The organism is Winogradskyella damuponensis, assembly GCF_039538385.1.
Classification (GTDB): Bacteria; Bacteroidota; Bacteroidia; order Flavobacteriales; family Flavobacteriaceae; genus Winogradskyella; species Winogradskyella damuponensis.
On sequence record NZ_BAABCB010000015.1, the window covers coordinates 429,856 to 454,132 of the forward strand.

Sequence of the window (24,277 nt, forward strand, 5' to 3'; positions counted from 1 at the left end):
AATATAAAAAAAAGTTAAGCATTACGCTTAACCTTTTTTTTAGTGACCAGTCTGGGGCTCGAACCCAGGACCCTCTCCTTAAAAGGGAGATGCTCTGCCAACTGAGCTAACTAGTCGTTATGTTTTTTTCTAACGAGGGTGCAAATATAAAACCTTTATATAAATACAAAGAACAGAATCAAAAAAAAATATTTTTTTTTATTTGATGACGGTTATAAGTGTCCTAGAATATTTATTTAATATGTAATTATTCGTTTTGTAGTGATTTGATAATGCGTGTTTTAACTATTTTTTTGTTAGTTTATTTTCTAAATAATCGCTTATCTTAAAGTGTGAGTTACGTTTAGACCAAAAAAAAAAGTTAAGCATTACGCTTAACCTTTTTTTTTGTGACCAGTCTGGGGCTCGAACCCAGGACCCTCTCCTTAAAAGGGAGATGCTCTGCCAACTGAGCTAACTAGTCATAATGCTTTTCTCTAACGAGGGTGCAAATATATAAGCTTTCTTTAATTTAACAACACTTTTTTAAATTTTTTTTTTGTTTTTTTGTTGTGAACAAACCTATGGGTTTAATAATCAATTTGTAAGTGTTATGATTATAGTTTTAATAGGATATATGGGATCGGGAAAATCAACTATTGGTAAGGAATTGGCTACGGCTTTGAAGTACAGTTTTTTAGATTTAGATGCGTACATTTCTGATAAAGAAGAAAAATCGATTTCCGAAATATTTAAAACAAAGGGAGAGATTTATTTTAGAAAAAAGGAAACGGAATATTTAACCGAAATTTTAAATTCTTCTAAAAACCTTGTGCTAGGATTAGGTGGAGGTACACCTTGTTATGGAGAAAACATGAAACTTATGGTAGGGCACCCTAATTTGAAGTCGTTTTATTTAAAGCTTTCAATTCCTCTATTAACAACCCGATTATTCTTAGAACGCGAAAATAGACCCTTAATAAGTAGCATAAATTCTGAAGATGATTTAATGGAGTTTATTGGCAAACATTTATTTGAGCGTTCACATTATTACAGTCAGGCGCAATACACGTTAAATACAGACCATAAAACCCCTCAGGAAGTTTTAGAAGAACTTTTAGTTTACTTAATCTAAATAGGCCTCGTAAGGTTGTTTAGATAAATTTACATGAACATGTTCAAATAAAGATGTAGAAAGTGAAATACCTTTAAAGTCAGCCTTAACAGGATATTTTTTATGATTTCGATTAACCAAAACAGCAGTTTTAAACTGTTTGAGTGGCACATCTAAAAAGTGTTTAATGCCATATATTAAAGTGCTACCAGAGTTTAATACATCATCAATTAATACCAACGATTTATTGGTGTAACTTTCTTTACTAATAGATGTTTTAATAGGTTCTGTTGGTACCGCTTTATTTATGGTGACTTTGCATAAGGTAGATTCTATATCTGAGATTTTATCTAAATTAGATTTTATTTTCTTTGCTAATAGATAACCATTGTTCTCAATACCTGCAATAATGAGTTCTGTCTCATTGGCATTACTTTCATAAATTTGATAAGCAATTCGTTTTATTTTATGCTCTATTTCTTTATGACTTAAAATGGTGTTTTTAGTTAGTGCCATAGCTGCTCTTTACAAGATTTAAAAATTACAATAAGCGACAATTTGTAGCTTAACAATTTAAGTTGACTGTAATTAAGGTAAGTCAAATGCCTCTTAAAGGCTTTCAAAGATAAAAAACAGTTCTTTACCTTGTCTTTCTTTTATAGAATTAATTGATGGTTCTAGAATTTTTATTTTAAACTTATTCTTAAAAAGTGATTTATATTCAGCTTTATTTCCGCCAAAAGGAGGTCCTTCCTCCGTTAATTCAAAATTAAATAATAAGCCAACAAGTTTTCCCTTAGGTTTTAATAAGTGATGCATCTGTTCAACATACTGTTGTCTTAAGATTGGGTTTAGTGCACAAAAAAAGGTTTGTTCAATAATAAGATCAAAGTTGTTACTTAATGTAAAAAAGTCAGCATTTAAAAGTTGGTCTTGAGGAAATTTAGGAACGCGATTTTTTAAATTATCTAAAGGCTGTTGAGCAAAATCCAAAACATAAACATTTTTAAAGCCCTTATTCCATAAATATTCGGCTTCATAACTATTACCAGCACCAGGAATTAGAATTTTTAATGATTTATCCTTTAATTGATCAATGTAAGTTTTAAGCGGAGTAGAGATGGCGCCAATATTCCAACCAATTTGGTTGTTGGTATATCTATTTTCCCAGTAATTTTTGTTTAAGTTATCCATGTTAAAAAAAGAGTAAGTTATTCTTCTTCTTCATCGTTATAAAAATCATCAATATCGCGTCTGTCTTTTTTAGTAGGACGTCCTACACCTTTCTTTCTGTAGTAGTCTTTACTATATTTTAAAAGCTCTTTAGCTTCAAAAGCAGACTTTGGTGTTGTATCTGTTCTGTATAGGTCAACTAATTTAGCTCCTACACGATTGGGAGGTAAATCATTAACGGTAAGCTGATATATAATTTGATCCTTTCTAAGTTCTATTTTATCTGTTGGAAAAACTTCTCTAGATGGTTTTATTGCTACGCCATTAACTTTTACTTGTCCTTTTTTACAAGCTTTTGTCGCAATACTTCGTGTTTTGTAATATCTCACGCACCATAAATATTTGTCAATTCGCATATCTTAATTTACTAAAAACTACGTTAATGTTGTAGTACAAAAATATTATATTATTGTATCTTGCGCCTTAAAAATATGCAATAATGAATTTTGTGTGTTAACTTACTGATGGTTAAACATGAACAATATATATTTCTATGAAAATTAAAACTTTAAAAATTACCCTTTTTTTATTCACTCTAATAACAGTCTTTATCTCTTGTAGTAGTGATGACGATACAGGAACAGCTATTGTCATTGCAGATAGAACAGAACAACAGGTTATAGATGATGCTGCTATTGTAAATTATCTTGAAACACATTATTACAATTCTAGCTTTTTTGAGACTGGTTCAAATCATAAATATTCGGACATCATAATTTCAGAATTACCTTTAGATGTTAATGGAAATCATGTAAATCCAGACAACGAAACCGTTCTTATGGATGTTGTAGAAACACGTACAGTAACTTATTTTGAAACAGAGTACAAATATTATGTTTTAAGTTTAAATCAAGGAGGTGGTGGTGCACCTAAATTTACAGATGCTTTGCGTGTAAGATATGAAGGAAGCTCTGTAAATGAAGAAGCAGGAGGAGAGGAAGAAGTTTTTGAATCTTCAGCTACACCAATAGAATTAAACTTGCAGTCGGATGGTTTTACAGTTGCTGGGACAATAAAGGCATGGCAACTTGTTTTACCTACATTTAAAGCAGGTTTTGTAGATGGTTTAGTAGATGGTGTTGTTAACTATACTGATTTTGGATTAGGTGTAATGTTTATACCTTCTGGTTTAGCTTATTTTTCTGCTATTACCACAGGTTCTACTTATGATAATCTTATTTTTAAGTTTGAATTACTTCAATATGAAGTTGTAGATCATGATAATGATGGAATTCCATCTTATATAGAAGACTTAGATGGAGATTTAGACGTAGAAGATGATAATACGGACGAAGATTCGTTTTCTAATTTTATTGATAATAATGATGATGGTGATAGTGTTTTAACAATAGATGAATTGATTCCAACAACATATACTGTAGATACAAATATGGGAGAAGTTGAGCCAGTTTTAGCGGCAAATGAGTTTGAACGTAGTAGATCTGTTAATGATGGTGTAATTACAATTAACACAGTAACTATTGCAGATTCTAATAATGATGGTATTCCAGATTATTTAGACGCAACAATTGAAATTAATTATAACGAACAATAATTTTTAAAGAAATTTAGTTCAGTAAAAAGTAAAAAAAAGCCGCTCATTTATTGAGCGGCTTTTTTATTTCATTAAGTTTATAATCCTATAGATAAACTTAGAATTAATTGATCTGGTCTTGTATCAATTCTACTTACTGCACCAGCTCCAATATTGTTGTTTATAAAAGTTGCTTCGTTAGTATTAAATCCTCTTTCGTATCTAAGATCTATACCTATTTTATTGAAGTTAACTCCAATTCCAAAATTTAATCCTACAGAAAAATCATCATTAACGTTGTCAATAGAAATACCTTCAAATTCGGTGTCTAATATGTATTGAAACGAAGGTCCTGCAAATACACTCAATGGGCCTAGCACTTTAATACCAACTAATACCGGAGCATCAATTTTTTTAACCGAAAACACATTGCTATTATAGTCACTTTTTGTTGCTGTATAAATCAACTCAGGTCTTAAATAAAGCTTGTTTCCTATTTTTCCAAAAACACCAATATGATAGCCTACGTTGCGATCAGGGTTTTTGGCATTATCACCAATAGATTCAAAATAATCTCCGTTAGCACTGTAATTTAAACCTCCTTTAAAACCAAATAAACTTTCATTTTGTGCATTAATGCTAAATCCAATAAAAGCTAAAATTACAGTTAGGGTAACCGATTTTTTCAAATGTTTCATAATGTTCGTTTTTAAGATTAAACATGTGTAATATCAAAAACGTTGCCAAAATGAAGTTATTTTCTTTTCAATACTTTTTTAACAGCATTTTGAATGGCATCACTATTCAATCCATATTTTTCCATGAGTTGCGCTGGAGTACCCGATTCACCAAAAGTATCGTTTGTAGCTACAAATTCTTGAGGTGTTGGATGATGTTGTGCTAAAACTCTAGCAACACTTTCTCCTAAACCACCAAGATAATTGTGCTCTTCGGCAGTAACAATACAACCTGTTTTAGCCACAGAGTCTAAAATAGCTTTATCATCTAAAGGTTTTATTGTGTGAATGTTTATCACTTCGGCAGAAATACCAGCTTCATGTAATGCTTTTGATGCTTCTAGAGCTTCCCAAACCAAATGCCCAGTTGCAACTATAGTTACATCTGTACCTTCAGTAAATTTAATAGCTTTACCAATTTCAAATTTCTGATCTGCAGGAGTAAAAATTGGAACAGACGGACGACCAAATCTTAAATATACAGGACCATCATAGTCTGCAATAGCTATAGTTGCTGCTTTGGTTTGATTGTAATCACATGGATTAATAACCACCATTCCAGGTAACATTTTCATTAATCCAATATCTTCTAAAATTTGATGTGTCGCTCCATCTTCACCTAGAGTTAAACCAGCGTGCGATGCACAAATTTTTACATTTTTACCTGAGTAAGCAATAGATTGACGAATTTGATCATAAACGCGACCTGTAGAGAAATTAGCAAAAGTTCCTGTAAAAGGGATTTTTCCACCAATGGTTAAACCAGCAGCAATTCCCATCATGTTAGCTTCTGCTATTCCAATTTGGAAAAAACGTTCTGGATTTTCTTTAATGAATTCGTCCATTTTTAAAGATCCAATTAAATCAGCACAAAGTGCTACAACATTAGGATTGGTTCTTCCAAGTTCTGCTAAACCAGCACCAAAACCACTTCTTGTATCTTTTTTTTCTGTGTATGTATATGTTTTCATAATAATGCCCATAAAAATGGGTATCTGTTTAATTAGACTTTTTTTAGTAATCTCCTAAAGTTTCAGGGTTTTGAGCTAAACCATTAGCTAGTTGCTCATCGTTTGGTGCTTTACCATGCCAAGCGTGTGTGTGCATCATAAAATCAACGCCATTACCCATAACTGTGTGTAATAAAACACAAACAGGTTTCCCTTTTCCTGTTAAGGATTTAGCCTCTTTCATACCTTTTATAACAGCTTCAATGTCGTTACCTTTTTCAATATCTAAAACAGTCCAACCAAAAGCTTCAAATTTAGCTCTTAGACTGCCCATTGGTAAAACGTCATCTGTAGAACCATCAATTTGTTGTTGGTTTAAATCTATTGTAGAAATTAGATTGTCCACTTTTTTAGCCGAAGCATACATTATGGCTTCCCAGTTTTGACCCTCTTGAAGTTCACCATCACCATGAAGACTATATACTAAGTGATTATCATTGTTTAATTTCTTTGCTTGTGCTGCGCCAAGTGCTACAGACATGCCTTGTCCTAAAGAACCAGATGCAATTCTGATGCCTGGTAGCCCTTCATGTGTAGTTGGATGCCCTTGTAAACGCGAATCTATAAGTCTAAACGTATTTAATTCTTCAACAGGGAAATAGCCAGACCTTGCCAATACACTATAGTATACAGGTGAAATATGTCCGTTGGAAAGAAAAAATAAATCTTCTCCAATTCCGTCCATGTCAAAACCATCTTTAGTTTCCATGAGCTCTTGGTATAGAGAAACAAAAAATTCGGCACAACCTAATGATCCTCCTGGATGGCCAGAGTTTACTTTGTGTACCATTCGTAAAATATCTCTACGAACTTGAGTAGTTAAATCAGTTAATTCTTTAATGTTTGGCATGTTATATTGCTTAAGTTTTATGGTACAAAAGTAACTTTTTACTAAGGGTTTTCAAAAGTTGAAAAGGTGCACTTATTAACGAATTGTATGATTTGCTAACAATTTTAATTGATTATTTGGATTTTATTAAGAAGTAATGTTTTTGAGTTATTTATATTTGCCATCTGACTTACAATTCGGGAAACAAACATGCTAAAATTATTATTGGTTAAACAAATGATTAATAGTAAACAACATGTGTCCACTGAAAAATAATAAGTACATACACATGAAATTTACAAGAGTAGCAAACGATAAAGAAACTAAAGCAAGAGCAGGATCTATTACAACAGATCACGGCACTATAGAAACTCCTATTTTTATGCCAGTAGGCACAGTGGCTTCGGTTAAGGGAGTGCATCAAAGAGAATTGAAAAATGATATTAACCCAGATATTATTCTAGGAAATACCTATCACCTTTATTTAAGACCTCAAACTCCAATTTTAGAACAAGCTGGAGGTTTGCATAAATTTATGAATTGGGATCGTAATATTTTAACAGATTCTGGAGGTTATCAAGTATATTCCATGTCTTCTAATAGAAAGATTAAAGAAGAAGGTGTAAAGTTTAAATCTCATATTGATGGTAGCTACCATGTGTTTACGCCAGAAAATGTGATGGAAGTACAGCGTAGTATTGGAGCCGATATCATTATGGCTTTTGATGAGTGTACACCTTATCCGTGTGATTATAACTATGCTAAACGTTCTATGCATATGACGCATCGTTGGTTAGAGCGTTGTTTAACACATCTAAAAAAGACCCCTTTTAAATATGATTATGAACAAACATTTTTTCCGATTGTTCAGGGAAGTACTTATAAAGATTTAAGACAACAATCTGCAGAATATATTGCGAATGCTGGTGCAGAAGGGAATGCTATTGGTGGACTTTCTGTGGGAGAACCTGCAGAAGAAATGTATGCCATGACAGATGTCGTGTGTAGCATTTTACCTGAAGATAAACCACGCTATTTAATGGGAGTTGGAACGCCAATCAATATATTAGAAAATATAGCGTTAGGTGTAGATATGTTTGATTGTGTAATGCCAACACGAAATGCTAGAAACGGCATGTTGTTTACGGCTCATGGTTCTATTAATATTAAGAATCTAAAATGGGCTGATGATTTTTCGCCAATAGATGAAATGGGTATTACATTTGTAGATACAGAGTATAGTAAAGCGTATTTAAGACACTTATTTTCTGTTAATGAATTATTAGGGAAACAAATTGCAACCATTCATAATCTTGGATTTTATCTTTGGTTAACTAGAGAAGCCAGAAAACATATTATTGCAGGAGACTTTAGAACATGGAAAGATAAAATGGTAAAACAAATGGATAACCGTTTGTAGTATTTGAAACTAAAAAAGCATAAGTAAAACGAAACAATTAAAGACGAAATAACAAAATTGAAAATTCTAGACTGGTACATATTAAAACGATATTTGCTTACATTTCTCATGATGCTATTGCTGTTTGTTCCTATTGGAATTACAGTAGATTTGGCCGAAAAAGTAGGTAAAATGTTAGAAAATGATGTGCCTTTTGGAGAAGTCGCATATTATTATTTAGATTTTACGGTTTATTTTGCAAACCTTCTATTTCCTTTATTTTTATTTCTATCTGTTATTTGGTTTACATCCAAACTAGCTAATAATACAGAAATCGTTGCTTTTCTAAGTTCAGGAGTTTCGTTTTCACGCTTTTTAAGACCTTATATAATTGGAGCTACAATTGTTGCTAGCTTCGCTCTGTTTTTAGGGATGTATTTAGCTCCAATAGCCAGCCAAGGGTTTAATGAATTTAAATTTAAATATTTAAGAAAGAATCGGAAAGTACAGCAAACAAGAGATGTCTATCAACAAATTAATGACAATGATTATATCTATGTGAGTAACTTTATACCAAGAAATAAATCGGGTCAGAATTTTACCTACGAACATTTTGAAGGCAACGAAATGAAGTATAAAATTTTCGCAAGTAATATTCGCTACACAGAAGAAGATAGTACATATCAGCTTACCAACTATATGAAGCGTTCTTTTAACAATAGTATAGAAACAGTAGAAAGAGAAAATAGAAAACAACTGGATTTACCATTTGAACTCGAAGATTTGACTCCTGTTCAGTATGCCGCAGAAACAAAATCGTATGGGGATTTACTTAAGTTTATTGCGGCAGAAAAAAGACGAGGCTCTCCTAATATTGGCCGTTATGAAGTAGTGAAATTAAGAAAATGGAGTATTCCTGTTTCTATATTTATTCTTACAATTATTGCTGTTGCCGTATCTTCTGTAAAACGACGCGGAGGTATGGGAGTTAATCTTGCTGTTGGTATTGCTATTGCTATGATTTATGTCTTTTTTGATAAGGTTTTTGGAGTTATGGCAGAGCAGTCTAATTTTTCGGCTTTAGTAGCTGTATGGTTTCCTAATGTTATATTTGGTATTTTAGCTATATATCTGCTGCAAAATGCCAAACGCTAAACTTAAGCATTATTTACATTTACATTTTCTAGTCATAATTGCTGGATTTACCGCTATATTAGGTGAGTTAATTACTATTGGAGCGCTAGAACTCGTATGGTACAGAATGGCTATCGCTGGAATTTTAATGTTTATCTACATCAAAATTATTCGGTTAGATGTTAAAATTTCTAGACTTACATTTTTACAATTTTCTGCAGCTGGAGTTATTATCGCTTTACATTGGATTACTTTTTTTGAAGCTATCAATCAAGCTAACGTTTCTATAGCTTTGGCAATGTTTTCTTCAGGTGCCTTTTTTGCTTCGTTCATTGAGCCTTTATTTTTTAAACGACGTATTTTAGGCTACGAAATTATCTTTGGTATTATAGTGGTATTGGGAGTGGTTTTAATCACCAGTAGCGAGATGGGGTATGTTAACGGCATTATTTTGGGACTGTTTTCAGCTTTATTTTCTACTTTATTTGCAGTTATAAATGGTCGTTTTATTGAGAAACATAATGCCACAGTTATTTCGTTTTACGAGTTTATAAGTGGCGTACTTTTTTTAACAGTTTTTATTTTATTGTCAGGTAAAACATTTAATGCAGAGTTCTTTACATTATCAAATTCAGATTGGATGTATTTATTCATTTTAGCATCTATCTGTACAGCATATGCATTTATTGGTTCTGTAGATGTAATGCGTTATATAAGTCCATTTACGGTTATTTTAAGTTATAACTTAGAACCGCTATACGGAATTGCAATAGCTTTATTTTTATTTCCAGAAACAGAAAAGATGTCTCCTCAATTTTATATAGGAGCTATTCTTGTGTTAATCACAGTTTTATTTGATGCAGTTTTTAAAAATTACAAGATTAGGAAAGGCAAACTAAAAGTATAACAGATTAAAGTCTTTATATTTTCTTATATAATCTGTATTTTTGTATCCGCAATAAGAAAACTTACTTTAAATTTAGTGATTAGAAATAAATTTAGAAGCCGTAGGTTTGTAAACTAACGAAACAAAAAACAACTTCAAATTGTATGGAATATTTAGAGTTTGAATTACCGATAAAAGAATTAGAAGAGCAGCTAGATAAATGTCAGATTATAGGAAAAGAAAGTGATGTAGATGTTACTGAAACCTGTAAACAGATAGATAAAAAGTTAGCTGAAACTAAAAAGAATATCTATAAAAACCTTACAGCTTGGCAACGTGTTCAGCTGTCTAGGCACCCAAACAGACCTTATACATTAGATCATATAAAAGCACTCTGTGGAGATACGTTTTTAGAACTACATGGAGATAGAAATGTAAAGGACGATAAGGCCATGATTGGTGGTTTAGGTAAAATTGGCGACCAATCGTATATGTTTATTGGCCAACAAAAAGGATTTAATACCAAAACCAGACAGTATCGTAATTTCGGAATGTCTAATCCTGAAGGCTATCGTAAAGCATTACGACTTATGAAGTCTGCCGAAAAATTCGGAATTCCTGTCGTTACTTTAATCGATACGCCAGGTGCTTATCCAGGTTTAGAAGCAGAGGAGCGAGGACAAGGAGAGGCTATTGCGAGAAACATTCTAGAAATGGCACGTCTTAAAGTCCCAATTATTACTATTATTATAGGCGAAGGAGCTTCTGGTGGCGCTCTAGGTATTGGTGTAGGTGACCGTGTAATGATGTTAGAAAACACATGGTATTCTGTTATTTCACCCGAATCTTGTTCTTCAATTCTATGGAGAAGTTGGGAATATAAAGAACAAGCTGCAGAGGCCTTAAAACTAACAGCAAAAGATATGAAACGTATGAAGCTTGTCGATTCTATTATTAAAGAACCACTTGGTGGAGCACATACTGATAGAGATAAGACTTTTTCTGCCGTAAAAGATGCTATTATTAAATCTTATGAAGAGCTTAAAAACTTATCACCAAAAGATTTAGTGAATCAACGTATGGCAAAATACGATGCTATGGGAGTCTATAAAGACTGAATCCATTAAACATAGGAAACTAAAAAAAACTGAAGTTTAAGCTTCGGTTTTTTTTGGCGCTATTAACAATAAAATAGAGTTATTAACAGTTAGATTGTTAACTAACTGTTAAGATTGAAAACCACTTATAATCAGATCGTCAATACTATTTGACTACTTTTGTTACTTATGAAACAACCCAATCCAGTACAAGGCTATAAAGTTGATAAAAGCACAATTATTAACTTAGAAAAAGGAAAAATACCGCCTCAAGCACCTGATTTAGAAGAAGTTGTGCTTGGTGCAATGATGATTGATAAAAAAGGTGTAGATGAAGTAATTGACATCTTAAGCCCAGACGCTTTTTATAAAGAGGCGCACAAGCATATCTTTGAGGCTATTTTTAAATTATTTGAGAATAGTGAGCCAGTCGACTTATTAACCGTTTCTAGCCAATTAAAGAAGGACCAAAAATTAGATTTGATTGGTGGCGATTTTTATCTTATTTCATTAACACAACGTGTGTCTTCTTCTGCTCACATTGAGTTTCATGCACGTATTATTCTTCAAAAATACATTCAACGAAGTTTAATCAAAATTTCAAATGAAATTATAGAAGAAGCTTACGACGAAACCAGAGACGTTTTCGATCTTTTAGATACCGCTGAAGCCAAATTATATGAGGTGACTCAAGGTAACGTTAAAAAATCTACAGAATCTGCTCAGAGTTTAGTTATTCAAGCCAAAAAGAAAATTGAAGAGATCTCAAATAAAGAAGGTATGAGTGGAATTCCTTCTGGTTTTGATAAATTAGATAAGTTAACGTCTGGTTGGCAACCTAGTGATTTAGTAATTGTAGCTGCACGTCCTGGTATGGGTAAAACAGCATTTACACTAACCATGGCTCGTAATGTGGCTGTAAATAGTAATACTCCTGTGGCTTTCTTTTCTTTAGAGATGTCTTCAGTACAGCTAATTACACGTTTAATTTCGAGTGAAACAGGTTTGTCTTCAGAAAAATTAAGAACAGGTAAGTTAGAAAAACACGAATGGGAGCAACTTAACGTTAAAGTTAAGACCTTAGAACAAGCCCCTTTATTTATAGATGATACCCCTTCACTTTCAATTTTCGATTTAAGAGCAAAAGCACGTCGTTTGGCATCTCAATACGGTATTAAGATGATTATGATTGACTATTTGCAATTAATGACAGCAGGAGGAAGCCAAAAAGGAGGTAATCGTGAACAAGAAATTTCGATGATTTCCCGTAACTTAAAAGCTTTAGCAAAAGAATTAAGTGTTCCTGTTATTGCCTTATCTCAGTTATCACGTGCTGTAGAAACGCGTGGAGGAAGTAAAAGACCTTTATTATCCGATTTACGTGAATCTGGAGCGATTGAGCAAGATGCAGATATTGTATCGTTTATATACAGACCAGAATATTATAAGATTGATGAATGGGATGATGAAGAGCGCTCTCCAACCGAAGGACAAGGTGAATTTATTGTTGCTAAACACAGAAATGGTGGTTTAGAAAACATCAGATTGAAATTTATTGGTCACTTAGGTAAGTTCGATAATTTAGATGATTTTGATACACCATTTGGTGAATTTCATTCTAAAATGAATGAAGCTGCTAATGATAATACATTTACTCCTGATAATTTCCCATCTCCTTCGGATGCTTTTGGAGGACCAGAAGATGATGGTGTACCTTTTTAACAGCTTTTTATGTATTTGAGCACTATTTTTTATCCTATCTTTGTATGCTTTAGATAAAATCAAATTGCCTCATGTTAGACCAAAGACGTACAACAAACATTTTGTTGTTAATTATTGTAATTCCTTTAGTGTTTTACTTACTAAAGATTCTGTCTTTTATTTTTATTCCATTGATTTTTTCAATGTTTATAGCCTTGCTATTTCTACCATTAATGCGATGGTTAGGACGTAGAAAAGTACCAAAAATTGTTAGTATCATTATCGTTTTATTACTCGTTTCTATTGGTCTTAAAATAGGTATAGAACTGGTGCAATTATCTAGCAAACAAATATTAGCTAACAATACCGAATTTTTATCAAAAGCCGAATTAAAAATTGCAGATCTCAAAGTCTATTTATTTGATAACTTCGGAATAGAAATTGAACAAGAACACGGACTTATTGGTCAATTATTTGAAAAAGAAAATCTAGGGTCTACTCTCGGATTTGTAAATTCGTTTCTAACAGCTTTATTAATGACAGTATTCTTTGTGGTATTGTGGTTGGCAGAATCAATAAACGTTCATAAATTACTTAATAATACACTATTAAAACAAAAGCATACTTCTATTAAAACGTTTATGAAAATAGAAAAAGACCTTATTAAATTTATTAAGGTAAAAGTTTTAGTTAGTGCTTTAACCGGTTTGTTTACAGGATTAATGTGTGTGTTTTTTGATGTGAGTTTTCCTATTTTCTGGGGATTATTTGCTTTTGCTATTAATTTTGTTCAGATGGTAGGCTCTTTTATTTCTGTAATTCTATTATCTATTTTTGCGTTTGTAGAATTGGATCCAACGAGTACTCTGTTCTTTTTTATCTTCGCTATTTCTATGGTTCAAGTGACTTTTGGTGCCATTTTGGAGCCCATTTTTATGGGAAAATCCTTCTCTATAAATGTCATTGCAGTATTGGTAATGCTGATGTTTTGGGGATTTCTTTGGGGCATTCCAGGCTTAATTATGGCTATTCCTATTACCGTTTTTATTAAAATTATCTTAGAGCAGTTTGAAGGGACTAAGGTCATTGCTAGTTTACTTTCTGGTAATGAGACTCAGCTAGATTAAATTCAAATGTGTTTTTTTTAAAGAAATTCATTGTTCAGATTTTATTCAACTCAATAGGTCTTAAAAGATTATTAAATAAGACTTAAACAGACTAAAATTTGGTTATATTCCGTTCTAAATTTATGAACTTGAAAAATCTATTTCTTATCATCTTTACTTTATTTTTAAGTATAAATGCTTACGCATCCTATATCCTTATTCCTATGGATGCCGAAACACAAAATAATCATCTTAAAGCTTATGGTGTTACTTATTGGACACTAGAACGAGAGCTTAAGGTAAAATGGTTACTTAATTATAGAGGAGGTTCGTTTTTATTACCTGATGCCGAAATTATTCAACGAGAATGCCAAATTAGAGGCGTGTCTTTTGAAGTGATTTCAGATGCAAAAGCAGCTCAAATATTAGAAGATATTGCAAGTCCTGCAGTAAATCAAGAAGCTATTGTGTTAGAAAAAGCACCTAAAATAGCAGTTTATACACCAAAAGGTTTAAAACCTTGGGATGATGCGGTGACTATGGTGTTAACTTATGCTGAAATTCCTTACGAAACCATTTACGATGAAGAAGTTTTAAATGATGAATTATTACTTTACGACTGGTTGCATTTACATCATGAAGATTTTACAGGGCAATATGGAAAATTTTATAGAGCTTACCGCTCAGCAGCATGGTACATTGAAGATAAAAAAGAAGCCGAAGAATTAGCCACAAAGTTAGGCTACGATAAAGTGTCTGAGGCTAAATTGGCTGTAGCACTTAAAATTAGAGATTATGTTGTTGGAGGTGGTTTCATGTTTGCCATGTGTTCTGCAACAGATAGTTTTGATATTGCGCTTTCTGCAGAAGGAGTAGATATTTGTGAACCGATGTTTGATGGCGATGGGAGTGATCCTGGCTATCAAAATAAAATTGACTTTAGTAAGACCTTTGCTTTTAAAGATTATATTTTAGAACGTAGTCCTAATGTGTATGAGTTTTCGTCAATAGATATGACTCAAAAACGTAAAATCCCTAAGACGACAGATTATTTTTCTTTAATGGAGTATTCTGCAAAATGGGACCCAATCCCTACAATGTTAACTCAAAATCATACTGCTTTGGTCAAAGGGTTTATGGGACAAACTACATCGTTTACTAGAGACCAAATTAAATCTAATGTTTTGGTAATGGGAGAAAACAGAACCAACGGTGAGGCTAAATATATACATGGTATTAAAGGAAAAGGTTTCTTCACTTTTTACGGTGGTCACGATCCCGAAGATTATACACATCGTGTAGGTGACCCAAAAACAGAATTAGATTTACATCCTACATCTCCAGGATACCGATTGATATTGAATAATGTATTGTTTCCTGCAGCTAAAAAGAAAAAGCAGAAAACATAATATAAAATTTATTTAGTGAATCAATATTAAATACTTTTAATTTTAATAAGGATAATCAAAACGTTAGAATATATAATCATTAACTATAAGGTCGCTTTAAAGTGACCTTTTTTTATTAACTTAAACGTGTAGTATTACTTATTTAATAAAACTCTCAAAACAAATGTTATCAAAAGAAACCATACTCCACAAAATTCAAATCTTAATTACTAATCACTTTGAAACCCCTGAAGATGCTTTTGCTTTTTTTGATAAGGATGGTGATGGAAAACTCAATAAAGCTGAAATCGTAAAACTATTAAAGGATGCTGAAATTACCGGATTTATTCGTGGTATGGTCTCTTCAAAATTAATCGAAGGCTACGATAAAGATGGTGATGACCTTATCAGTTGGAAAGAATTTAAATCTGCTATTGATGAAATTACAGAGGAATCTAAATAAAAAAATGTTATAGCCATATGAATTTTTTTCAAAAAGAAATAAAACTACAAGCGTTTTCACGAGGCTTCCATCTGATTACATCAGATATTTTACGAGCAATTCCAGAACTAAAACAAATTAATGTAGGGCAATTACAAGTGTTTATTAAACATACATCTGCGAGTTTAACTATAAATGAGAATGCAGATCCAACGGTTAGGATAGATTTTGAAAGCCACATCAATAAAATGGTTCCAGAAAATCAGGCTTATTACCAACATACTTACGAAGGTTCTGATGATATGCCTGCCCATATAAAAGCATCATTAATGGGGACCTCTGTTCAAATTCCTATCACAAATGGTCAATTAAATCTCGGGATTTGGCAAGGCATTTATCTTTGTGAGCATAGAAATAGAGCAGGCGGTAGGCAATTAGTGCTTACGGCTTTCGGTAATTAGTTGTTCTAAAACCAATTCTACACCATTATTATCATTAGATGCTGTTTCAAAATTAGCCACATTTTTAACATTAGGATGTGCATTTGCCATTGCGTAACTATATTTGGCGCATGTCAACATTTCTAAATCATTATTATAATCTCCAAAGACCATAGTTTCAGAAGGAGTAATATTGAGTTGCCTCTGTAAAAAGCTTAGCGCATTTCCTTTATTAGTAATAGCTTCAGAAATATCGACCCAATGATTTCCTGAAACCACAACATTGAGTTCTGGTTTTAGGTGTTTCACAAAGGGAAATATATGTTTTTCAGAATTTGTGGTGTGATACAATGCTATTTTAATGACATCATCTGTGATGTCTTCAAAGGAATCAATAATGGTATAGTCTGAGTAATATTCAGAAAAAGTCTTTACCAAATCATCTGAAGCCCTAAGAATAAAAGCTTGATGTTGCGTACAGAAAATAGGGTAGGCGTCTGCAATAGTTGAAACCAAGGTATAAAGTTCTAATACTCTATTTGGATTTAGCTGATTAGAAAGCAGTACGTTTTGATTTTGAATTACTAAACCACCATTTTCTGCTACGATTATAATATCATTTTTTATAGGTTGAAGTTTTTTCACAATGCTATAATAAGGCCGTCCACTTGCCGCAACAAATTGGATATTTTGTTGTTTTAAGTCTTTAAATAGCTCAAAGAATTTGGAACTCACATCGTGATTAGAGTTTAGTAAAGTACCATCCATATCTGTAACTACCATTTTAACGTCCTTCATATTGTATTCTTAAAAATTGTATTCAAATTAAATAAAATAAAAAACCGATTCACAATAGAATCGGTTTTTGTTTTAATGAGCGCCTACATGGCAACCGCAGGTTTCTCGTGTAAAACTTTGCGATTCCTCATGCCACTGAAACGCTTGGTTATATTTATTGTTTTCCCAATAGAATTTGGTACGTTCCTTTGGGTGATTTCCAATTTCATTCATAGTTTCAGTGTCGTATAATCGACCATTAATCATGGTGTAAATAATACTTTCAGAATTTCTAATGTCTTCTAAGGGGTTTTTATTCATCACAATTAAATCGGCTAATTTTCCTTTTTTCAGCGAACCAATATCATTACCTGCACCTATATAATTAGCTCCATTTATAGTCGCAGCTTTTAAGACGTCATGATTGGCCATGCCTCCTTGTTGAAGTGACCATAACTCCCAGTGCGCTCCAAGGCCTTGTAACTGACCATGTGCACCAAGGTTAACTTTTACACCAGCATCACTAAGTGCTTTGGTGGTTTTAGAAACCAAAATATGGCCGTTCTCATATTCTTCATCCGGAACCATAACACGATGTCTAGAACGTGAATCGATAATACCTCTTGGAGTATACTTTAAAAGCTTTTCATTTTCCCAAACATTAGTTTTTTGGTACCAATAGACTTCACTATTCATACCTCCATAATTTACAATAAGTGTTGGTGTATAACCCACATTACTATTTCCCCAAAGTTCTAAAACATCTTTATAAACAGGTGCCACAGGAATATTGTGTTCTACACCAGTATGGCCATCCATTACCATAGTGATATTGTGGTAAAATGTTGAGCCTCCTTCTGGAACAACAAAGATGCCTTCCTCTCTAGCGGCTTGTAATACTTGTTGTCGTTGCTCGCGTCTTGGTTGGTTATAACTCTTAACCGATAAGGCACCGAAAGCTTTGGTTCTTCTAATAGATGAACGCGCATCTTCAAGATTATTGATGACCGCTTTAAAATCGCCATCAGCTCCATAAAGAATAAATCCTGTAGAGTAGAGACGTGGTCCAACAAGTTCACCGGTTTTTTGTAATTCCGAAAGCGCAAAAATAGTTTCAGAATGCGCAGATGGATCATGAGACGTCGTCACTCCATAAGCTAAATTCGCGTAAAATTGCCAGTGTTTTTGTGTGGTTAATCCGTATCTAAAGCCACCAATATGTGCATGCGCATCCACCATGCCTGGCATTATTGTTTTTCCTGAAACATCATAGACTTTTGCATCGGAAGGAATTGTGATGTCTGAAGTATTTCCAATAGATTCAATGATATTGCTATTAATAATGATGGTGCCATTTTCTATGACTTCATCACCTTCCATAGTAATCAGTCGCGCTCCTTTTAAAGCAATTCTTCCTGAAGGTTTATCGGTTTTAGCTTCTAAATTTATTTTTATACCTTTTTCAACAAGTTTAGCATCTTCAGAAGCTTTAACTGAAAAATACTGGTTGCCTAATGTCCAATGTAATGTTTTGCTGTCTTTAGACCAATGAAGATTAATCCCAGCATCTTTAGAAAGCTGCGTAATTGGAACATATTTGCTTTTATCAGTTAAGTCTAAAGTATGTCCAGACTTAGGCATTGGTGCTAAATACACTTTATGTAAATGAACAAAAGCAATCCAGTTGCTATCAGGACTTGGTACCAAAATATTACCATGTTTTGATTTTACGAGTGTGCGTTCATCAAAACCATTAAGATCAACACTTTTCAATTCTTTAGTTAAAGCCCCAAAAAATTGTCCGCCATTTTGGTAAATAATTCGTGTATCATCAGCATTAAACATTGGGAAATCTCCTTCTTTGGTTACAAATTTGGTGTTTGTCCCATCACTATTCATCAAATACAAACCTGGCTTTTTTGAAAATGTTCGACCTTGTTCGTTGTTTCCTCCTTCTTTTCTGTAGACAATATGTTTACCGTTATGTGAATACGACGGATTTCTATAAATGCCTTTTTCTGAAGTCAGTTTTGTGGCAGTACCACCAGTTGAAGGAATTGAATAAATAGCACCTAAGTTTTGATCATTCCAAGTTACATAAGTAATGGTATTTCCATCAGGTGAAAAGGATGGTTCAAATTCAAAATCGGTGCCTTTCGTTAACCGTTTAGCTTTTCCATTTGGTAATTTTTGTGTGTACAAATAACCAAGCGCATTAAAGACAATTGATTTTCCATCAGGAGACGTGGTCGCATGACGAATCACTTTAGCGTCAAAAGTATCAGGTGCTACAGGTGTATCAAATTCAACTGCTTTAGCAATCTTAATAGTAGCGTTAGCTTCAAACGGAATGTCGGATACGTTAAGCGAATTGATATTGATTTTATTAATTTTTCCGCCAGACCAAATTACAATGTCTTCATTATTAGGCATCCAATTAAAGTTGGTATAGACACCAAAAATAGCCCATGCTTCTTGTTGGTCTTTATTTAGTTGGTCATAAACAGGCCATTCTTCTCCTGTTTCTAAATCATGAATATATAAAACAGATTTGGTACGAATACGTTTTACAAAAGCTAGTTTTTTTCCATCTCTGGAAATTTGAGGACGTGCAGCACCACCTGGACCACCGGTGATTCTTGTTGTTTTACCCGTTTTCATATCATAGCGATTGATCACATAGATTTGACTGTTTGGGTCTTTGTTGTATTGAAAAAAGCCACCAGGATAAACATCTTCGCTGTAGTATAAATACTTCCCATCTGGAGAGATAGTTGGTTCGTTAACATCTTGTTGGTCATTCTTCTTTTTAGTAAGCTGTAAACCGCTACCGCCAGTTTTATGATATAGCCATAGTTCGCCAGCTCCTAAAGAACGCCCAGAAGTAAAATGTTTTCGGGCAATAAGATAATCTCCATCCGGTGTCCAAATAGCGTTGTTTAATAATCTGAAATTTTCTTTTGTGATTTGCTTAGCATCAGAACCGTCAGTATTCATGACCCATATATTGTCACCACCACCAGCATCACTAGTAAATGAAATCTGTTTACCATCAGGGCTAAATCGTGGTTGAATTTCAAAGGGCAAACCTTCTCTTAGTATTTTTGCTTTACCACCATTGCTGTTCATGATGTAGATATCGCCTAATAAATCAAAGACAATAGATTTCCCATCAGGACTTATATCCAAATTCATCCAAGTCCCTTCATTGGTTGAAAGTTTTAGGTCTTTAAAATTCCAGTTACCTTCGGGGTTAGATACATCCCAAGGTTTGGGTTTTTCTTTATCTTGACTATGACTATACGTATTAAAAGTAACGAGTAGAATAAGGGTTGCGATAAACTGAATACGTTTCATGGAAATGATTTTAATTAAAGCGTAAGTTAAAAATAAAAAAGGAATTTTGTATGCATATGCGCTTATGTAAACAGTTTAGTTTTTAATAATTAGACATAAAAAAATCCGATTCAAATAAATGAATCGGATTTTATAAGCGAAATGTTGTTATTAATTTGGCTAAAAGCCTACTTTACTTTGTTTACTATAGCTTCAAAAGCTTCTGGGTGATTCATTGCTAAATCGGCAAGTACCTTACGGTTCAATTCGATATTATTAGATTTTAATCCTCCCATAAATTTTGAATAGCTCATTCCATGCTGTCTTGCACCTGCGTTAATACGCATAATCCATAACGAACGGAATGTTCTCTTTTTTACTCTACGGTCTCTGTACGAATATTGCATCGCTTTGTCAACCGCATTTTTTGCTACTGTCCAAACGTTTTTACGTCTTCCGAAGTAACCTTTTGCTTGCTTAAGAACCTTTTTTCTTCGGGCTCTTTTTGCTACTGAATTTACTGATCTTGGCATTTCTTTAATTGTTTTTGTAGTAGGCGGTCTAAATCGACACTTGCTAAATAATTTTGCCTAACTCCAGGGTTTATAATTTGTTTTAACCGATTAAAACCGTATTACTTTAAACGTAACATTGTTTTAATATTGTCCTCATCTGCTTTATGTACTAAACCATCATGAGTCAATTTTAGCTTACGTTTTTTAGATTTTTTTGTCAATATGTGACTCTTAAACGCATGCTTTCTTTTAATCTTACCAGTGCCAGTTAGTTTGAAACGTTTCTTAGCACTCGATTTTGTTTTCATTTTAGGCATTTTCTCCTCTTTTTAATTTACGTTTCGCTTATTATCTTAAATACACTTATAGCTTTAGCTATAGTGATTTTTTATTTAATTCTTTTTAGGTGCGATGAACATAATCATTCGCTTTCCTTCAAGTTTAGGCATTTGTTCTACCTTCCCATATTCCTCAAGATCTTGTGCCAACTTTAATAATAAAATTTGACCTTGTTCTTTAAAGACAATAGATCGTCCTTTAAAGAATACGAACGCTTTTAACTTCGCTCCATCTTTTAAGAACTTTTCAGCATGTTTCTTTTTGAATTCATAATCATGGTCATCTGTTTGAGGACCAAAACGAATTTCTTTAACAACGACTTTAGTCGCTTTAGACTTTAATGCTTTTTCTCTTTTCTTCTGTTCGTAAAGGAATTTTTTATAATCCATAACTTTACAAACAGGAGGTTTCGCATTTGGCGATATCTCTACAAGATCTAAACCTTGTTCGTCGGCTATGGATAAAGCCTGTTTAATAGGATAAACACCTATTTCGACATTATCTCCGACTAATCTTACTTCTTCAGATCTGATTTTAGAATTTATACGGTGTTTATCTTCTTGAGATACACGTCTTGTAAAATTCTTTCTGTTTCTACGTATTGCTATGGCTTCTGTATTTTAAATTAAACTTAATATTATTTAAAAGTTTTTAAACTTTTACTAATTCTATCTTTTACTATTTCTTTAAAGTCTTCTACACTAATTGTGCCAAGGTCTTCACCTCCATGTTGGCGCACAGTTATTGTATTATCCTTTTCTTCTTGCTCACCGACGATAATCATATAAGGAAACTTTTGCATTTCAGCTTCGCGAATTTTCTTACCTACAGTTTCATTTCTGTTGTCTGTGAGGGCGCGAATTTCGTCATTTTCTAGCGAAATTAAAACTTTTTCTGCGTATTTTTCATATTTCTCGCTTATTGAGAGTATAATTACCTGCTCTGGCATTAACCAAAGTGGGAAGTTTCCTCCCGTATGTTCTAGTAATATAGCTATAAAACGCTCCATACTTCCAAAAGGCGCACGATGAATCATAACCGGTCTGTGCATCTCATTATCACTACCTTTATAAGATAAATCGAAACGCTCAGGTAAGTTATAATCTACTTGTATTGTTCCTAATTGCCATTGTCTTCCTAAAGCATCTTTGACCATAAAGTCTAACTTTGGACCATAAAAGGCAGCTTCACCTGTTTCAACAACATAATTTAAACCTTTGTCTTTTGCTGCGTTTAAAATTGCTTCTTCCGCTTTTTGCCAGTTTTCATCACTTCCAATATATTTTTCAGGATTTTCTGGATCTCTTAATGAAACTTGAGCTGTAAAGTTTTCAAAACCTAAAGACCCAAAAACATATAATACTAAGTCTATAACATCCTTAAACTCTTTGTCCAATTGATCAGGAGTACAGAAAATATGAGCATCATCTTGAGTAAACCCTCTAACTCTTGTTAAACCGTGTAACTCGCCACTTTGTTCATATCTGTATACAGTTCCAAATTCGGCATAGCGTTTTGGAAGTTCTTTATATGAAAATGGTTTAGCGTTATAAATTTCACAATGATGAGGACAGTTCATTGGTTTTAATAGGAACTCTTCACCTTCAGAAGGAGTTGTAATAGGTTGGAAACTGTCTTCTCCATATTTTGCATAATGACCAGAAGTGACATAAAGCTCCTTTTGTCCAATATGTGGTGTAACTACCATTTCATAACCCGCTTTCTTTTGAGCTGCTTTTAAGAAATTCTCTAAACGTTCTCTAAGAGCGGCACCTTTTGGTAACCAAAGTGGTAAACCTTGACCGACCTTTTGAGAAAAAGTAAACAACTCTAATTCTTTACCTAATTTCCTATGATCTCTTTTTTTAGCTTCCTCTAAAAGATGTAGGTATTCTGTTAATTCTTTTTGCTTTGGAAAAGAAATACCATAAACTCTTGTTAATTGCTTATTCTTTTCGTCACCTTTATAATAGGCGCCAGCAACACTTAAAATTTTGACAGCTTTAATAATTCCTGTATTAGGAATATGGCCACCACGACAAAGATCAGTGAAACTAGAATGATCACAAAAACTAATAGTGCCGTCTTCAAGGTTTTCAATTAAGTCAACTTTGTAATCGTTTTTACCTTTATAATAGGAGAGAGCTTCTGCTTTAGAAACATCACGCATTTTAAAGTCGTGCTTGCCTCTAGCAATTTCAATCATTTTGTTCTCAATTGTTTTAAAATCTTTCTCAGAAATAGAACCTTCCCCTAAGTCAACATCATAATAAAACCCATTCTCAACAGCAGGACCAACCCAAAGCTTTACATTAGGGTATAATTCTTCTAGAGCTTGTGCTAAAACATGGGCAGAAGAATGCCAGAATGCTTTTTTACCATCATCATCTCTAAACGTATATAAAGTAAGATTACCATCGGTGGTCAATGGAGTGGTAGTTTCAACAGTTGTGTCATTGAATTTTGCAGAGATAACGTTGCGAGCAAATCCCTCGCTAATATCTACAGCCACTTCATAAGGTGTTACATCTTTTTCAAAAGATCTAACAGAACCATCTGGTAAAGTAATTTGTATCATTATATATAGTATAAATTTTAGTCTACAAAGATATATCTATATAAGGAATAGACAAAGTGAAGTTTCTATAAATATTGCATTGTTTTTTTAGGGTATTTCACTTTTGCTTTTTAGTAGCAAAAGTGTCGCGTCATCCGCTATATCTTTTTTACTAAGTTTCTTTAGAGTAGAATATACTAATCTCATATACTATGTTCTTATCTTGTCATTATATATAGAAGTAAAAAAGGATGCCGCTTCTACCGCTAATATAGTTGTAATTTAAAAAGATCTTGTGCTATTAAAAGCCGTTTTTTAGCATTAAAGACTAGTGTTTGCTATCAGCTAGAACAAAACAGTAACTTTTTAAGATTGTTAAATTGCACGAAATTAAGGTTTTAAAATAAAAGTGAAAATAAAAAGCATAATTGTGTTGTAGGAATGAAAAAGGGTTCTATTTTTGCACCCCGAAACAAAGACAACAAGTCAAGTTTCAGACGTTCATTTCCAGACAGATTTAGCTTTGAAAAAATAAATAATATTTTTTCAAATTAAGTTTGTGAGAATGAAAAAAGGGTTTTATATTTGCACCCGCTTAGCGAAACAATGTTAAGTAAAAGTAAAGAAAAGTTCATTAACATATTGAATTGACAGCGTAAGAAGATAGTTGGAAACGGCTATTTTCAAACAAGAGAATAAATCATTTAGAGTACTAGAATAATTC

General features: G+C 33.0%; 23 protein-coding genes and 2 tRNA genes. 11 read left to right on the plus strand and 14 right to left on the minus strand.

Translation table 11 applies throughout. The annotated features are described in order from the left end of the window. Positions 1-43 precede the first annotated feature (43 nt). Together ABD730_RS07790 and ABD730_RS07795 are read right to left on the minus strand one after the other, a co-directional pair. Positions 44-116: transfer RNA gene (locus ABD730_RS07790), tRNA-Lys, on the minus strand. Positions 117-390: 274 nt separating this feature from the next. Continuing rightward, positions 391-463 (minus strand) — tRNA-Lys (locus ABD730_RS07795). 129 nt (positions 464-592) lie between these two features. Between ABD730_RS07795 and ABD730_RS07800 the strand changes: the two genes are divergently transcribed. Further along, positions 593-1,114 carry a shikimate kinase gene (locus ABD730_RS07800; RefSeq protein ID WP_344713756.1) on the plus strand — a complete coding sequence of 174 codons (522 nt, stop codon included), beginning with the start codon at positions 593-595 and terminating at the stop codon, positions 1,112-1,114. On the opposite strand, the gene ABD730_RS07805 is transcribed toward ABD730_RS07800, so the two are convergent. The 3 genes from ABD730_RS07805 to ABD730_RS07815 form a co-directional block, all read right to left on the minus strand. Beyond that, complete coding sequence (locus ABD730_RS07805; RefSeq protein WP_334471659.1) at positions 1,106-1,609, minus strand: phosphoribosyltransferase family protein; 504 nt, start codon at positions 1,607-1,609, stop codon at positions 1,106-1,108. The genes ABD730_RS07800 and ABD730_RS07805 overlap by 9 nt on opposite strands. Before the next feature lie 93 nt (positions 1,610-1,702). Next, positions 1,703-2,287, minus strand: a complete 585-nt coding sequence (locus ABD730_RS07810) for a methyltransferase domain-containing protein (RefSeq protein WP_334471661.1) — start codon at positions 2,285-2,287, stop codon at positions 1,703-1,705. Positions 2,288-2,304: 17 nt separating this feature from the next. Beyond that, positions 2,305-2,682, minus strand: coding sequence for an RNA-binding S4 domain-containing protein (locus ABD730_RS07815; protein WP_344713758.1), 378 nt, complete (start codon positions 2,680-2,682; stop codon positions 2,305-2,307). A 137-nt stretch (positions 2,683-2,819) separates the two neighbouring features. On the opposite strand from ABD730_RS07815, the gene ABD730_RS07820 reads away from it, so the two are divergent. Beyond that, positions 2,820-3,881 carry an FKBP-type peptidyl-prolyl cis-trans isomerase gene (locus ABD730_RS07820; RefSeq protein ID WP_334471664.1) on the plus strand — a complete coding sequence of 354 codons (1,062 nt, stop codon included), beginning with the start codon at positions 2,820-2,822 and terminating at the stop codon, positions 3,879-3,881. A 77-nt stretch (positions 3,882-3,958) separates the two neighbouring features. On the opposite strand, the gene ABD730_RS07825 is transcribed toward ABD730_RS07820, so the two are convergent. The 3 genes from ABD730_RS07825 to ABD730_RS07835 are packed head-to-tail and all read right to left on the minus strand — an operon-like array spanning position 3,959 to position 6,457. Beyond that, on the minus strand, positions 3,959-4,558 hold the full coding sequence (locus ABD730_RS07825) for an outer membrane beta-barrel protein (protein WP_344713760.1): 600 nt from the start codon (positions 4,556-4,558) through the stop codon (positions 3,959-3,961). Positions 4,559-4,614: 56 nt separating this feature from the next. After that, the gene (locus ABD730_RS07830) at positions 4,615-5,568 is read right to left on the minus strand and encodes a transketolase family protein (protein WP_215925160.1); all 954 of its coding nucleotides are present in this window, start codon (positions 5,566-5,568) and stop codon (positions 4,615-4,617) included. Between the two features lie 43 nt (positions 5,569-5,611). Then, positions 5,612-6,457, minus strand: coding sequence for a transketolase (locus ABD730_RS07835; protein WP_334471665.1), 846 nt, complete (start codon positions 6,455-6,457; stop codon positions 5,612-5,614). 268 nt (positions 6,458-6,725) lie between these two features. Here ABD730_RS07835 and tgt point away from each other — a divergent pair, with 268 nt between their 5' ends. The 9 genes from tgt (at position 6,726) to ABD730_RS07880 (ending at position 16,050) form a co-directional block, all read left to right on the plus strand. Next, positions 6,726-7,856, plus strand: a complete 1,131-nt coding sequence (tgt, locus tag ABD730_RS07840) for a tRNA guanosine(34) transglycosylase Tgt (RefSeq protein WP_215925158.1) — start codon at positions 6,726-6,728, stop codon at positions 7,854-7,856. Positions 7,857-7,913: 57 nt separating this feature from the next. Further along, positions 7,914-8,990 carry an LptF/LptG family permease gene (locus ABD730_RS07845; protein WP_344713761.1) on the plus strand — a complete coding sequence of 359 codons (1,077 nt, stop codon included), beginning with the start codon at positions 7,914-7,916 and terminating at the stop codon, positions 8,988-8,990. Then, complete coding sequence (locus ABD730_RS07850) at positions 8,977-9,876, plus strand: DMT family transporter (protein WP_334471668.1); 900 nt, start codon at positions 8,977-8,979, stop codon at positions 9,874-9,876. Before ABD730_RS07845 ends, ABD730_RS07850 begins: the two co-directional genes overlap by 14 nt. A 143-nt stretch (positions 9,877-10,019) precedes the next feature. Further along, entirely contained in the window at positions 10,020-10,973 is a 954-nt protein-coding gene (locus ABD730_RS07855) for an acetyl-CoA carboxylase carboxyltransferase subunit alpha (protein ID WP_334471670.1), read from the plus strand. Between the two features lie 168 nt (positions 10,974-11,141). Next, the gene (gene dnaB, locus ABD730_RS07860; protein ID WP_334471672.1) at positions 11,142-12,674 is read left to right on the plus strand and encodes a replicative DNA helicase; all 1,533 of its coding nucleotides are present in this window, start codon (positions 11,142-11,144) and stop codon (positions 12,672-12,674) included. A gap of 71 nt (positions 12,675-12,745) precedes the next feature. Then, on the plus strand, positions 12,746-13,780 hold the full coding sequence (locus ABD730_RS07865) for an AI-2E family transporter (protein WP_215925151.1): 1,035 nt from the start codon (positions 12,746-12,748) through the stop codon (positions 13,778-13,780). 203 nt (positions 13,781-13,983) lie between these two features. Next, a complete protein-coding gene (locus tag ABD730_RS07870; RefSeq protein ID WP_334471685.1) occupies positions 13,984-15,168 on the plus strand; it encodes an asparagine synthetase B in 1,185 nt (394 codons plus the stop codon). 163 nt (positions 15,169-15,331) lie between these two features. Then, positions 15,332-15,610 (plus strand): EF-hand domain-containing protein, encoded by a 279-nt coding sequence (locus ABD730_RS07875; protein ID WP_115818022.1) that lies wholly within the window; start codon positions 15,332-15,334, stop codon positions 15,608-15,610. Positions 15,611-15,627: 17 nt separating this feature from the next. Continuing rightward, positions 15,628-16,050 (plus strand): secondary thiamine-phosphate synthase enzyme YjbQ, encoded by a 423-nt coding sequence (locus ABD730_RS07880; protein ID WP_344713767.1) that lies wholly within the window; start codon positions 15,628-15,630, stop codon positions 16,048-16,050. Here the strand turns inward: ABD730_RS07880 and ABD730_RS07885 are convergent. The 6 genes from ABD730_RS07885 to thrS form a co-directional block, all read right to left on the minus strand. Beyond that, the gene (locus tag ABD730_RS07885; RefSeq protein ID WP_344713769.1) at positions 16,024-16,827 is read right to left on the minus strand and encodes an HAD family hydrolase; all 804 of its coding nucleotides are present in this window, start codon (positions 16,825-16,827) and stop codon (positions 16,024-16,026) included. The two genes, ABD730_RS07880 and ABD730_RS07885, sit on opposite strands and share 27 nt — an antisense overlap. Before the next feature lie 72 nt (positions 16,828-16,899). Next, positions 16,900-20,163, minus strand: coding sequence for an amidohydrolase family protein (locus ABD730_RS07890; RefSeq protein ID WP_344713771.1), 3,264 nt, complete (start codon positions 20,161-20,163; stop codon positions 16,900-16,902). A gap of 167 nt (positions 20,164-20,330) precedes the next feature. Then, positions 20,331-20,675, minus strand: coding sequence for a 50S ribosomal protein L20 (gene rplT / locus ABD730_RS07895; protein WP_215925146.1), 345 nt, complete (start codon positions 20,673-20,675; stop codon positions 20,331-20,333). A gap of 101 nt (positions 20,676-20,776) precedes the next feature. Then, entirely contained in the window at positions 20,777-20,974 is a 198-nt protein-coding gene (gene rpmI / locus ABD730_RS07900; RefSeq protein WP_215925145.1) for a 50S ribosomal protein L35, read from the minus strand. Positions 20,975-21,049: 75 nt separating this feature from the next. Beyond that, on the minus strand, positions 21,050-21,598 hold the full coding sequence (gene infC, locus ABD730_RS07905) for a translation initiation factor IF-3 (protein WP_215925523.1): 549 nt from the start codon (positions 21,596-21,598) through the stop codon (positions 21,050-21,052). Between the two features lie 35 nt (positions 21,599-21,633). Next, positions 21,634-23,574 (minus strand): threonine--tRNA ligase, encoded by a 1,941-nt coding sequence (gene thrS, locus ABD730_RS07910; protein WP_215925144.1) that lies wholly within the window; start codon positions 23,572-23,574, stop codon positions 21,634-21,636. Positions 23,575-24,277: the final 703 nt, after the last annotated feature.